Raw genomic sequence first — 12387 nt, 5'->3', positions numbered from 1 at the left:
AACTAATATCTACCAAATCATGTAAAGGAAAAGGCGGCTAATTAAGCCGCCTTTAGTATTATTTTCACTTTATGCTTTGCTAAAGGTATGGCTTATTTTAAGCCTTTTTTCTCAAGACCTGCATAAATAATCTTCTGCTGCGTGATGGCAACTATGTTACCTACTAACCAGTACAGTACTAGGCCTGATGGGAACCACAGGAAGAATACGGTAAAGATTACTGGCATCCATTGCATCATTTTCACTTGCATTGGATCCATTGTCGGCGCAATTGGCTGCATCTTCTGCATTACAAACATAGAGACGCCCATCAGCAGCGGCAGTATGTAGTAAGGATCTTGTACCGATAAATCGTGGATCCACAGCATAAATGGTGCATGACGTAATTCGAAGCTTTCTAGCAATACCCAGTATAAGGCAATGAAGATTGGCATCTGTAAAATAATAGGTAAACAGCCACCCATAGGGTTAACTTTTTCTTTCTTATACAGTTCCATCATGGCTTGACCCATCTTTTGACGGTCATCACCAAAGCGTTCTTTCAAATCTGTCAGCTTAGGTTGCAGATTACGCATCTTCGCCATTGAGGTGTACTGCGCTTTTGTTAGCGGGAACAGTAAACCACGAACGGTTAATGTGATCAGAATAATTGCCACACCCCAGTTACCGACGAATGATTGATAGAACATCAATAGCCAGTGAATAGGAACCGCTAACCACCATAAGAAACCGTAATCAACCACGAGATTTAAGGTTTCAGAAATCGCTGACAGTGCCGCTTGATCCTTAGGACCAACATAGAACTGTGAGCTAATTTCTTGGCTGGCACCAGGTGCAATATCGTATACCGCGCCGCGGAAACCAATATTAGCTAAACCGCCAGCACTGACACTAGAAAAAATGGTGTTGCTGTCAGTTGCGGGTGGCACCCAAGCTGAAACGAAATAGTGTTGTAACATGGCTGCCCAACCGCCTAAAGTGGCTTGGTTCAGGTTACTTTTGGCCATGTCGTCAAAGTTGTATTTTTCATAGCGCACATCATTCGTTGAGAACGCACCACCACGATAGGTAGGCATCATCATGCTGCTTTCAGATGGCTTGATCGTTTGTTTAATCTGACCGTACATCTGAACTTGCAGCGGTGCTGCTGAAGTGTTGTTGATTTTATAGTCAACATCTATGTTGAACTTACCGCGATGGAATACGAACACTTTAGTGTAAGTCACACCATTGTCAGCTATATAAGTTAACGGTACTTCTAAGGTATCTTGGCCTTCGGCTAAGGTATATTCAGTTGCCGTTGTGCTAAATGCGGCACGGCCTTTTGCGCTGCTATCGATACCATCGCGACCAATTAGGCCACTTTGAGCGATATAAGTGAAATCATTCGTTTGCTCAAGCAATACGAATGGTTGATCTTTCTCTAGTTCTTTTTTGTGCGAAACTAACGCAGCAAAAACGATGTCACCACCCACTGGATTGATCTGAATGTCTAACTGATCTGTTTTTACCGTAATCAGTTTGCTGTTTGCAGTAACTGCAGCAGCAGGAACACCTGTATCAGCTTCTGGAACATCGGCACTGTGCGAGCTTGCCGCGTTCGCCACTAAGGACGATTCGGTTGCAACGGGTTTAGGAGCTTTGTCTGCTTGCCACTGTTGCCACAGCAAAAAGCTGACAAACAGTAGTCCTATGAGCAATATATTGCGTTGAGATTCCATAGCCTATTTATTACACCTATCATTTTTAGGGGGGACGGGATCACTACCGCCGGGATGTAAAGGGTGACATTTTAATATGCGTTTCAATGCAAACCAACAACCTTTCGCGGTTCCATGCACTTTTATTGCTTCAATAGCGTAGTGAGAGCAGGTGGGATTGAAACGGCATCGAGGGCCCAGTATAGGGCTTATGAATACTTGATAGCCACGAATTAACGTGGTCGCTAGCCATTGTAGCGGCGACTGAGTTTGCGCCATAGCTTTTCTATCAATTTGTTGATTTCAGCGTTTTCCATTTCCATCACGCCATTTCTGACAAGCACAACAATATCAAGATGAGGAATGTCGTGTTGATTTAAGCGAAAACTATCTCTGATCACGCGCTTAATACGGTTACGTTGATTGGCGCGTTTTACATAGCGTTTAGCAACAGTAAGGCCCATACGCGGATGTTGTTCCGTGTTAGGAATAGCGAGCAAGGTAATTTCAGCAGAAGATGCTTTGATGGGATTGGAAAATACAGATTTAAATTGCGCGGGAGTTAACAAACGTAACTCCCGCGAAAAGGTATAGCTAGTCAACTAGTTACCCACTTATTAAGCAGATAAACGAGCGCGACCTTTCGCACGACGACGTGCAAGCACCTTACGGCCGCCTACAGTAGCCATACGAGCGCGGAAGCCGTGAGAACGCTTGCGCTTCAGGTTGCTAGGTTGAAAAGTACGTTTACTCATGATGGCAATCCGTCTTTGTTATTAGTGAACATATCCTTATCTCTAGGATAGAGGTAAGGGCAAAAAAGAGGCCGAATTGTAATCACAATACTTAGTCACGTCAACAACGAAAGTAAGTAAGTGCTTTATTTCTGCCAGCGTATCCTTAGATCAATCCCCATAATACACCATAAGATGTGGATAACTCTGTGTACGGACACTACATGTAGTAGTGCAGGGGATCTTCGAGCCGATCGAAGGGGCGCCATTATAGATCAATGTGGATCGCTTAATAAAGCAGGATTTGCGGTTAGTGCTGAATAAAAGGATCGTTTTGGATCTTTGATGATCGAGGATATCCACATAGAATGATCTCGCTGGGGATAAATATTTTTTAAGGATAGCGATCCTTGAGATCTCGCTATAGAATACACCTCTTTTTTGATGATCTTTTGGGGATAACTAAGTGGCTGTTTCACTTTGGCAACAATGTATCGGACGACTGCAAGATGAGCTTTCTGCTCAGCAGTTCAGTATGTGGATCAGACCGTTACAAGCCGAAATGGATGGAGATACTCTGGTGCTTTATGCGCCCAACCGCTTCGTGCTTGATTGGGTCAGAGATAAGTACATCAATATCATTAATCAGTTCTTTACTGAGCAAATGGGTAGTGACGCGCCTAAATTGCGTTTCGATATCGGTAGTCGTCCTTCGGCGAAAAAGCCAAGTGTACCGGCACCGATTGCGCCAACTCGAGCACCCAATACTCAAACGAAAGCGACGGTAGGCACGACGTTTAATGTCCAAGCCGAGCCTATGGCGAACGCTAATCACCGCAGTAACATCAATCCTAGCTACCAGTTTGATAACTTCGTAGAAGGTAAGTCTAACCAATTAGGTAAGGCTGCGGCGTTACAAGTGGCTGAAAATCCGGGTGGTGCTTATAACCCACTATTTTTATATGGCGGAACAGGTCTAGGTAAGACTCACTTGTTGCACGCTGTCGGTAACGGGATCATTAAAAATAATCCTAATGCCAAAGTGGTTTACATGCATTCCGAGCGTTTTGTCCAGGACATGGTTAAAGCGCTGCAAAACAATGCGATCGAAGAATTTAAACGTTACTACCGTAGCGTCGATGCCTTGTTTATCGATGATATTCAATTTTTTGCCAATAAAGACAGATCCCAAGAAGAATTCTTTCATACCTTCAATGCGTTGCTTGAAGGGAATCACCAAATTATTTTGACTTCAGATCGTTATCCAAAAGAGATCGACGGTGTTGAAGACAGATTGAAATCGCGTTTCGGTTGGGGTTTAACTGTGGCGATTGAGCCACCAGAGTTAGAAACCCGCGTGGCGATTTTGATGCGTAAAGCTCAAGAGAGCGGCATTAATTTGCCCGATGAAGTGGCTTTCTTTATTGCTAAGCGTTTACGTTCAAACGTGCGCGAGCTAGAAGGGGCGTTAAACCGCGTTATCGCCAACGCTAACTTCACGGGTCGGCCAATTACTATTGATTTTGTTCGTGAAGCCTTACGTGACCTCTTGGCACTTCAAGAAAAATTAGTCACTATAGACAATATTCAGAAAACCGTAGCTGAATACTACAAGATCAAGATGGCTGATATGTTGTCTAAGCGTCGTTCACGCAGTGTCGCGCGCCCAAGGCAAGTGGCAATGGCGTTATCCAAAGAATTAACTAACCAAAGCTTGCCGGAAATTGGTGATGCTTTTGGTGGTCGAGATCACACCACAGTGTTGCATGCCTGTCGTAAGATTGCTCAGCTACGGGAAGAGAGCCACGACATTAAAGAAGATTATGCTAATTTGATTAGAACCTTATCTTCTTAAAACAAGGAATTTGGACACGATGAAATTCTCAATTGATAGGGATGCCCTATTAAAGCCGTTGCAATTGGTGTGTGGTGCGGTAGAAAGACGCCATAACTTGCCCATTTTGTCTAACCTCCTTGTAGAAGTAAGTGGTCACTCACTTAAGCTGACTGGTACAGATTTAGAAGTCGAACTCGTGGGCCAAGCTGTGGTTCACGGTGATATCGAAGAAGGTCGTACTACGGTTCCGGCGAAGAAACTGCTCGATATTGTTAAGTCTTTGCCAGAACAAAGCGAACTGAAAGTCGAACAACAAGATAATAAATGGTTGCTGCGTTCAGGCCGTAGCCGTTTTTCCTTAGCGACTTTGCCCGCAGAAGAATACCCCAACGTTGAAGCCTTCCAAGCTGAGATTGAATTTAGCTTGAAGCAAGGCGTGTTGAAGTCGATTATCGACTCGACACAGTTTTCTATGGCTAACCAAGATGTACGCTATTACCTCAACGGTTTATTGTTTGAAACTGAAGGTAATGTGTTGCGTGCGATAGCGACCGACGGCCATCGTTTAGCCTTAAGTCACCGCACGATTGAAGCGCAATTACCGGAAAAACAAGTCATTGTGCCCCGTAAAGGCGTAATTGAAATGGCGCGCTTATTGGAGTCTGACGATCTCGATATCACCATTGCTATTGGTGATAATGCTATTCGTGCTACCACGGCTAACACAGTATTTACCAGTAAATTAGTCGATGGCCGCTTCCCTGATTATCGCCGTGTATTGCCAAAGGGCGGTGATAAAATTGTGATTGCGAGTCGTAATCACTTGAAGCAAGCGCTGACGCGGGCTTCTATTTTATCCAATGAAAAATTCCGTGGTGTGCGTATTCAACTTGAAAATGGTCTGCTCAAAATCACCGCTAATAATCCTGAACAGGAAGAAGCGGAAGAAATCATTGATGTGGAATACAACAATCAGGCCTTAGAAATTGGTTTTAACGTCAGTTATTTACTGGACGTGCTCAACAACCTTAAGTCCGATGATGTGCGTATTACGCTCATTGATGGTAACTCCAGCGCCCTAATCGAAAATCATTTGGAAGAAGATTCCATGTATGTGGTTATGCCGATGCGCTTATAAACCATCGACTTTTACGTTACCCGTGTCTGTAGCTCAGTCTCCGATAGCTATGCCGCTTAACCGCGGCACAGTGTTTAATACGCAGCATTGGCCATTCCTTCACTCATTTACCGATAGCCTTAGCCTGTGGCAGCGATTGAGTTGCCTGTTAAGTGTTATGAATCCTTGCCTTCGCCGTTTACGCGGCTTAATGAGTAATGCATGAGCCTGACCCGTCTCAATATCGAAGCATTTCGCAACATTCAGTCCGCACAGTTAATCCCTGCACCTGGGATTAACTTGATTTATGGCCAAAATGGCAGTGGCAAAACCAGTATTCTTGAGGCGATATATTTTCTCGGTATGGGGCGTTCGTTTCGCAGCCATTTATCCCAGAGAGTGATTAATCACGATGACGATAAATTAACGCTATTTGCGACTTTAAATTTAGCGCGCGGTGACAGTAAAATTGGTTTACGCCGATTTCGCAATGGTGAGACGGAAGTGAAAATCGACGGCGAAAAAGTCAAACGTCTGTCTACCTTAGCCGAAGCTTTACCTATTCAAGTGATCACACCTGAAAGCTTTTCTTTACTGTTTGAAGGCCCAAAATCCCGTCGACAATTTATTGATTGGGGCGCATTTCATGCTGACCCACAGTTTTATGGCGCTTGGACGAATGTTCGTCGCGTTCTTAAACAAAGAAATCAATTGCTTAGAAACGGTTCGGCTTACAGTCATATTCAATTTTGGGACCAAGAGTTTGTGCGCTATGCCGAGCAGGTCACCGAAATACGAAACCGTTATGTAGACTCGTTAAATGAGCTACTTAAGGGTATAATCGGGGAGTTTTTACCGAGTGTAGATGTGAAGGTTTCATTTACGCGCGGCTGGGATAGTAAAACGGATTTTGCAGAACTACTCGAAAACCAATATTCCAGAGATTTGGCCACAGGTCATACCGTCAGCGGTCCCCATAAAGCTGACCTTAGACTTCGTGTAGGCACTTTGCCGGCGCAGGATGCCCTGTCCCGTGGTCAATTGAAATTATTAGTCTGTGCACTGCGTATTGCACAGGGAAAGTTGCTCAAACAACAAATAGATAAAAACAGTATTTATCTTGTGGACGATCTTCCGTCCGAGTTGGATGCACAGCATAGGCAGCTATTGCTTAAGCAGTTAACGGATACCGGAGCACAAGTTTTTGTGACCGCCATTGATCCTGCTGCAATAGTCGATTCGTTACACACGCCTCCCAGTAGGATGTTTCATGTGGAACAGGGACGTGTAACGGTAATTGAATAACCATTGAGAGAATAATATGTCAGAGAATAGTTACGATTCTTCGAGTATTAAGGTCCTTAAGGGCCTTGATGCAGTACGTAAGAGACCTGGGATGTATATTGGTGACACCGACGACGGTACGGGTCTACATCATATGGTGTTCGAAGTAGTCGATAACTCTATCGATGAAGCCTTAGCCGGCCACTGTAGCGATATTACTATTACTATCCATGTAGATGGTTCGGTTTCTGTTAAGGATGACGGCCGTGGTATTCCGGTCTCTATCCATGAGGAAGAAGGCGTATCGGCGGCAGAAGTTATTATGACGGTATTGCATGCCGGCGGTAAGTTCGACGATAACTCCTATAAAGTGTCTGGCGGTCTCCACGGCGTGGGTGTATCGGTTGTAAACGCTTTATCTAAAAAGCTGCAAATGACCATTCGTCGTGCTGGCAAAGTATACGAGCAGTTTTATACTCACGGTGTGCCTGATGCGCCGATCAAAGAGATTGGTGATGCAACCAAAACCGGTACTGAAATCCGTTTTTGGCCAAGTGAAGATACCTTCAGCGATGTTGAGTTTCACTTTGAAATTCTGGCAAAGCGTGTGCGTGAACTGTCTTTCCTTAACTCAGGCGTGGGTATTCGTCTGGTTGATGAACGCGACAATAAAAATGAATTTTTCAAATACGAAGGCGGTATTAGCGCATTCGTCGATTACCTGAACCGTAATAAAACGCCAGTCAACAAAGATGTATTCCACTTTATGCAAGAGCGTGAAGATGGCATTACCGTTGAAGTGGCTATGCAGTGGAATGACGGTTATCAGGAAAATATTTTCTGTTTTACCAACAACATCCCACAGCGTGATGGTGGTACTCACTTAGTCGGTTTCCGTAGTGCGTTGACACGTAACCTCAACAGCTACATGGAAAACGAAGGCTATAACAAGAAAGGCAAAACCAGCGCGACTGGCGACGATGCCCGCGAAGGCTTGACTGCCGTTATCTCTGTTAAAGTGCCAGATCCAAAGTTCAGCTCGCAAACCAAAGACAAACTGGTTTCTAGTGAAGTGAAAACCGCGGTTGAACAAACCATGGGTGAGAAGCTGAACGATTATCTGCTGGAAAACCCAGCTGATGCGAAGTTGATCGTCGGTAAGATTGTCGATGCTGCCCGTGCCCGTGAAGCGGCGCGTAAAGCTCGTGAAATGACCCGTCGTAAAGGCGCACTCGATTTAGGTGGTTTGCCAGGTAAGCTGGCCGATTGCCAAGAAAAAGATCCTGGTCTTTCAGAAATTTACATAGTGGAAGGTGACTCTGCTGGCGGTAGTGCTAAGCAGGGACGTAACCGTAAGAACCAAGCGATTTTGCCACTGAAAGGTAAAATTCTAAACGTTGAGAAGGCCCGCTTCGATAAGATGTTGTCTTCTCAAGAAGTGGCCACACTGATCACGGCACTTGGCTGTGGTATTGGTCGCGACGAATATAACCCAGATAAAACCCGTTATCACAACATCATCATCATGACGGATGCTGACGTCGACGGCTCGCACATTCGTACTTTGCTGTTGACCTTCTTCTTCCGTCAAATGCCTGAATTGATTGAACGTGGTTATGTGTATATTGCTCAACCGCCTTTATTTAAAGTGAAAAAGGGCAAGCAAGAACAGTATTTGAAAGATGAGCCAGCATTGACTCAATACCTCACGACTCAAGCATTGGATGGCACTGTTGTGTATCCAACGCAAGGTGCGATTGGTATGTCAGGTGAGCCGTTAGAGCGTTTAGTGACTCAGTATCGTGAAGTGGAAGCCATTGTGGCTCGTTTAGAGCAGCGCTATCCAACGCACATTACTAACCGTATGCTTTACCACCCAATGATCACCAACGAGATGTTGGCCGATGAAGGCAAGATGAAAGAGTGGATCGATGCCTTTATCCATGAGCTGGTGGAAATGGAAAACAGCGGTGTACTGTATTCTGCTGAGCCGATTCTCGATCCTGAGCGTAAAGTGTATCTGCCTAAGATCACCATTCGTAAGCACGGTATCGATACTAACTATCTGTTTACTTATGACTTCTTCCAATCAAGCGATTATCAACGTATCGGTAAGTTAGGTGCGGCGTTAGATGGCATGATTGAAGAAGGCGGCTATGTACAACGCGGCGATCGTGTTAAAGAAGTCGGCAGCTTCCTCGAAGCGCTAGATTGGACAATTTCTGAAGCCAAACGCGGCTTATACATTCAACGTTATAAAGGATTGGGTGAGATGAACCCTGAGCAATTGTGGGAAACTACAATGGATCCTGAATCACGCCGTATGTTGCAAGTCACGATTGATGATGCTGTGGGTGCCGATCAGTTGTTCACTTGTTTGATGGGTGATCAAGTTGAACCTCGTCGTGAGTTCATCGAAGCGAACGCATTGAACGTGGCTAACTTAGACGTTTAATGCTAGATGTATAATATTAGACGTGTAATGCGTGTTAAGTGACACGCGTTAGTATTTGAATGATTAAGGGAAAGCCAAGGCTTTCCCTTTTTTATCTCTATGATTTATCTCTTTATCGATCAATACCCGCTTCATCCGCTGCAACAATTTCAGTCTCTGCTTTAGCCGCATTAATCCACGCCTGCATTTCCGGACAGCTGATCACATGCTGCATATAGGCACGGCTTGCCTGCGAGACTTCAATATCGTAGGTAAGAAAACGCATAACCACAGGGGCAAACATCATGTCGGCAATCGACCATTGGCCAAATAACCAAGTACCTTCGGAATTTGATGGGGCAAACTCGGCCATTTGTGCTGACCAAATCGCATCGATGCGCTCAATGTCTTTGCGGACGGCATCTGTGAGTTCAACATAGCGCCTCGCACGTATGTTCATTGGTAGGGCGTTACGCACGGCATTAAAGCCAGAATGCATTTCACTGGCAATCGATCTGGCCTTGGCTTTTTGTTTAGGTTCTTGCGGCCATGCGCTACCGGCAAGATAGGTGTCATTGAGGTATTCACAAATTGATAGTGAATCCCATACCCTAATGTCACCATCGACTAATGTCGGTACTTTTAACGTCGGCGAAATGGCTTTGAGTTGCTGATAGAAGCTGTCGGTATCGAGTTGCAGTAATACTTCGTTGAACTGCACGCCAGATTTTGCGGCCATTAACCAAGCTCGCAGTGACCAGCTAGCGTAATTTTTATTGCCGATATAAAGATCCATTGTTTGTCCTTGAGTGAAATGCAGTGTTTCTGCAAAGCTACTATATGGACTCATTTCACCTATGACTAATGAATATTTTACCCTTTCTACATCCGCTAATACGCGTCATTTCTCTTGAGCTTACGAGTCACTTTTATTGAATTTAAACGACCCACAGCATTGAGATAATTTAACCATATCTTAATTACTTTGTTCGATGGATTCTGTCGAGATAAAGGCTAATTGGCGAGATAAATGGATGTGGCAGCGAGTGATTTACCCCGTAAGTGCACTGATTTTTATGCTATCGGCGGTGGCAAACGCCGATGAGGCAAATAAGTTATTGAATATGTGTAAGGCCTGTCATGGCGAGTCCGGTGTGAGTCGTTTTGAGCATATTCCTAACATTGGATGGCAAAACTCAGAATACCTATTGAAGCAACTGCGAGCCTTTAAGGCGGGGAATCGCCAAGATCCCACTATGACTAAAGTCGCCCAACTCTTGACTGAGGCTGATATGCAGCTGATGGCGGATTACTTTTACCTCGGAAAGGATAAATAACATGGATCTTAATCGTCGGGTTTTTATTAAAGGTGCGGTAGCGACTTCTGTTTTATCTGCCTTACCCGTTAAGTGGGTATTTGCCAATCAGCTTCCCGCAGAGGTTATTCCTCTGGATATATCAGCATTAACTTGGGCTAAGGCTGAGGACTTGCCGAATTATTTCAAAGTGTTAAACACTCATCCACTGAATGCGTTTCCGCCGGAGCATAAGCTCGCTCCTGCTGTGACGCCTGCCGATGCCTCGTTTATCCGTTGGAATGGCATAGTGCCTGACTTTAAGGCGTTAGATGCTAAAACTTGGACTTTTCAAGTGGATGGTGAGTCTGTTATCACCCCAAAAACCTACACAATTAATGAACTTAAGCGTCGCTTTAAGCATTACACATTGCAGTTGCTGATTGAATGTGGCGGTAATAGTCGCTCTGGCTTTTTTCCTAGTACTAAAGGCAATCAGTGGAATAATGCCGGCGTATTTTGCTCCGAGTGGACAGGTGTCTTAGTGAGTGATGTGCTTAAGGATTGCGGTATTAAAGCTGATGCTGTTTACACAGGCCATCACGGTGTTGATCGGCATTTGAGCGGCAAAGGTGAGGCTATTTCACGCGGCGTACCAATAAAGGCGGCGCTCGAAGAGCTTGGGCTTATTGCATGGTCGATGAACGGTGAGGACATTCCTTATCTACATGGATATCCCTTACGTATTGTGTTTGGTGGACGGCCAGGATCCGTTTCGCAAAAAGCGGCGACGGGGATCAGTGTGCGTAATAAAGTCCATGATGGACATAAAATGGAAGCACCAGCGTATCAACTCCCTAAATATCCCATAGCGCCAGGTGAGTCTGTTGATGATAAAGACTATAAAATCATTGAAGAAATGATAGTGAAGTCATTGATCACTCAACCCCAATCTGGAACCGAATTAGCTGTGGGTCAAAAGATGACTATCGCAGGCCATGCTTGGGCGGGATTGCGGGAAGTGGTTAAGGTGGAAGTCAGTTACGATTATGGCACCCGTTGGTTTGCCGCTGAATTAGAAAAACCTAAAAACATAACAGCATGGCAGCAATGGAAGATTGAATTGCAATTACCGTCGCAGGGCTATTATGAAATCTGGGCAAAAGCGACCGATAGTGAAGGTGATAGTCAGCCTGTCGTACAACCGCAATGGAATCCTAAGGGATATATGTTTAACGGCTGCCACCGTATTGCCGTTAGGGTGGTGTGATGAAGTCACATATCAATAAACTGATATTGCTTGGGTTAGTGGCATCCAGTATTTCGCTAGCTGCTGAGTATCCAGTGGACCCTAAATCGGGTTTGATCATGGCTCCTGGCTGGGAGTTAGTGAACTATCAATGTAATGCCTGCCATACCAGTATGATAGTCGTGCAAAACCACGGCGATAAAGCCTTTTGGAAAGAGACTTTGCAGTGGATGATAGACACTCAGGGTTTATGGGACTTGTCGGATACTTGGGAGCCCACTTTGAGTTATCTAAGCACTCATTATGGGCAGGCTGAAATGGATATGACGATCTTCAGACGTCTACCTTTAGAACCGAGCCTGCAGCCTGTGCTAGTTAAACCTTTCCCTAAGGAGCCAAAATGAAAGCGATTATCATAAGTTTGATTGCACTATGTGGCTTATCCACAGAGGTTAATGGAGAGGTTTATCAAGCAGATATAGAGCGAGGTCAGGCATTGGCTACAGCACAGTGTGAGTCATGCCATGGCAATGCGGTGATCGCTATGGCCAAGCAATTCCCAAACTTAAAGGGACAAAAATTAGCTTATCTTAATAAACAGCTCGTCGATTTTAAAACCGGTTTACGACTCGATGCTTTGATGCAATCACAAGTCAGCGCGTTAAGTTCTGAGCAATTACAAGATGTGGCGCTATTTTATAGCCAGCAAGTTACACCGAACCTAAGTGCGAATTAGC

13 protein-coding genes are annotated in these 12387 nt (G+C 44.8%); 8 read left to right on the top strand and 5 right to left on the bottom strand.

The genetic code is table 11. From position 1 onward, the window contains the following. Nucleotides 1-92: 92 nt before the first annotated feature. Genes yidC through rpmH form a run of 4 tightly spaced genes read right to left on the bottom strand, consistent with a single transcriptional unit; the run spans nucleotide 93 to nucleotide 2455 of the window. Nucleotides 93-1721: a membrane protein insertase YidC gene (yidC, locus tag KO531_RS20205; protein ID WP_105250801.1), complete on the bottom strand. Its 1629-nt coding sequence runs from the start codon at nucleotides 1719-1721 to the stop codon at nucleotides 93-95. 3 nt (nucleotides 1722-1724) lie between these two features. After that, on the bottom strand, nucleotides 1725-1979 hold the full coding sequence (gene yidD, locus KO531_RS20200) for a membrane protein insertion efficiency factor YidD (protein ID WP_006083829.1): 255 nt from the start codon (nucleotides 1977-1979) through the stop codon (nucleotides 1725-1727). Further along, nucleotides 1946-2302, bottom strand: coding sequence for a ribonuclease P protein component (gene rnpA, locus KO531_RS20195; protein ID WP_105250802.1), 357 nt, complete (start codon nucleotides 2300-2302; stop codon nucleotides 1946-1948). The genes yidD and rnpA overlap by 34 nt, the downstream gene beginning before the upstream one ends. A gap of 15 nt (nucleotides 2303-2317) precedes the next feature. After that, nucleotides 2318-2455, bottom strand: a complete 138-nt coding sequence (gene rpmH, locus KO531_RS20190) for a 50S ribosomal protein L34 (protein ID WP_006083827.1) — start codon at nucleotides 2453-2455, stop codon at nucleotides 2318-2320. A gap of 445 nt (nucleotides 2456-2900) precedes the next feature. Between rpmH and dnaA the strand changes: the two genes are divergently transcribed. The 4 genes from dnaA to gyrB all read left to right on the top strand — a co-directional run bounded on the left by dnaA (nucleotide 2901) and on the right by gyrB (nucleotide 9127). After that, the gene (gene dnaA, locus KO531_RS20185) at nucleotides 2901-4289 is read left to right on the top strand and encodes a chromosomal replication initiator protein DnaA (RefSeq protein ID WP_113941415.1); all 1389 of its coding nucleotides are present in this window, start codon (nucleotides 2901-2903) and stop codon (nucleotides 4287-4289) included. Between the two features lie 19 nt (nucleotides 4290-4308). Next, nucleotides 4309-5409: a DNA polymerase III subunit beta gene (dnaN, locus tag KO531_RS20180; RefSeq protein WP_105250803.1), complete on the top strand. Its 1101-nt coding sequence runs from the start codon at nucleotides 4309-4311 to the stop codon at nucleotides 5407-5409. Between the two features lie 201 nt (nucleotides 5410-5610). After that, entirely contained in the window at nucleotides 5611-6693 is a 1083-nt protein-coding gene (gene recF, locus KO531_RS20175) for a DNA replication/repair protein RecF (protein WP_219252101.1), read from the top strand. Nucleotides 6694-6709: 16 nt separating this feature from the next. Further along, nucleotides 6710-9127, top strand: a complete 2418-nt coding sequence (gene gyrB, locus KO531_RS20170) for a DNA topoisomerase (ATP-hydrolyzing) subunit B (protein WP_113941413.1) — start codon at nucleotides 6710-6712, stop codon at nucleotides 9125-9127. Nucleotides 9128-9239: 112 nt separating this feature from the next. Here the strand turns inward: gyrB and KO531_RS20165 are convergent, their stop codons facing one another. Continuing rightward, complete coding sequence (locus tag KO531_RS20165) at nucleotides 9240-9902, bottom strand: glutathione S-transferase family protein (RefSeq protein ID WP_219252107.1); 663 nt, start codon at nucleotides 9900-9902, stop codon at nucleotides 9240-9242. A 238-nt stretch (nucleotides 9903-10140) separates the two neighbouring features. Here KO531_RS20165 and KO531_RS20160 point away from each other — a divergent pair, with 238 nt between their 5' ends. The 4 genes from KO531_RS20160 to KO531_RS20145 are packed head-to-tail and all read left to right on the top strand — an operon-like array spanning nucleotide 10141 to nucleotide 12386. Then, nucleotides 10141-10443: a hypothetical protein gene (locus KO531_RS20160; RefSeq protein ID WP_006083821.1), complete on the top strand. Its 303-nt coding sequence runs from the start codon at nucleotides 10141-10143 to the stop codon at nucleotides 10441-10443. 1 nt (nucleotide 10444) lies between these two features. Then, nucleotides 10445-11671: a sulfite oxidase gene (locus KO531_RS20155; RefSeq protein ID WP_131524515.1), complete on the top strand. Its 1227-nt coding sequence runs from the start codon at nucleotides 10445-10447 to the stop codon at nucleotides 11669-11671. After that, entirely contained in the window at nucleotides 11671-12054 is a 384-nt protein-coding gene (locus KO531_RS20150) for a cytochrome C (protein WP_105250809.1), read from the top strand. Before KO531_RS20155 ends, KO531_RS20150 begins: the two co-directional genes overlap by 1 nt. Continuing rightward, nucleotides 12051-12386 carry a c-type cytochrome gene (locus KO531_RS20145; RefSeq protein ID WP_131524514.1) on the top strand — a complete coding sequence of 112 codons (336 nt, stop codon included), beginning with the start codon at nucleotides 12051-12053 and terminating at the stop codon, nucleotides 12384-12386. Before KO531_RS20150 ends, KO531_RS20145 begins: the two co-directional genes overlap by 4 nt. Nucleotide 12387 lies beyond the last annotated feature (1 nt).

It is taken from the genome of Shewanella sp. NKUCC06_TVS (genome assembly GCF_019345515.1).
Classification (GTDB): Bacteria; Pseudomonadota; Gammaproteobacteria; order Enterobacterales; family Shewanellaceae; genus Shewanella; species Shewanella oncorhynchi.
Note: the sequence above shows the minus strand (reverse complement) of the source record. Positions and strands in the feature narration are given on the sequence as shown.

What these genes read in the sequence shown, in the direction of transcription:
- yidC (WP_105250801.1), bottom strand. Translation starts at nt 1,721, where the DNA reads ATGGAATCTCAACGCAATATATTGCTCATAGGACTACTGTTTGTCAGC.
- yidD (WP_006083829.1), bottom strand. Translation starts at nt 1,979, where the DNA reads ATGGCGCAAACTCAGTCGCCGCTACAATGGCTAGCGACCACGTTAATT.
- rpmH (WP_006083827.1), bottom strand. Translation starts at nt 2,455, where the DNA reads ATGAGTAAACGTACTTTTCAACCTAGCAACCTGAAGCGCAAGCGTTCT.
- dnaN (WP_105250803.1), top strand. Translation starts at nt 4,309, where the DNA reads ATGAAATTCTCAATTGATAGGGATGCCCTATTAAAGCCGTTGCAATTG.
- recF (WP_219252101.1), top strand. Translation starts at nt 5,611, where the DNA reads ATGAGCCTGACCCGTCTCAATATCGAAGCATTTCGCAACATTCAGTCC.
- gyrB (WP_113941413.1), top strand. Translation starts at nt 6,710, where the DNA reads ATGTCAGAGAATAGTTACGATTCTTCGAGTATTAAGGTCCTTAAGGGC.
- KO531_RS20165 (WP_219252107.1), bottom strand. Translation starts at nt 9,902, where the DNA reads ATGGATCTTTATATCGGCAATAAAAATTACGCTAGCTGGTCACTGCGA.
- KO531_RS20160 (WP_006083821.1), top strand. Translation starts at nt 10,141, where the DNA reads ATGTGGCAGCGAGTGATTTACCCCGTAAGTGCACTGATTTTTATGCTA.
- KO531_RS20155 (WP_131524515.1), top strand. Translation starts at nt 10,445, where the DNA reads ATGGATCTTAATCGTCGGGTTTTTATTAAAGGTGCGGTAGCGACTTCT.
- KO531_RS20150 (WP_105250809.1), top strand. Translation starts at nt 11,671, where the DNA reads ATGAAGTCACATATCAATAAACTGATATTGCTTGGGTTAGTGGCATCC.
- KO531_RS20145 (WP_131524514.1), top strand. Translation starts at nt 12,051, where the DNA reads ATGAAAGCGATTATCATAAGTTTGATTGCACTATGTGGCTTATCCACA.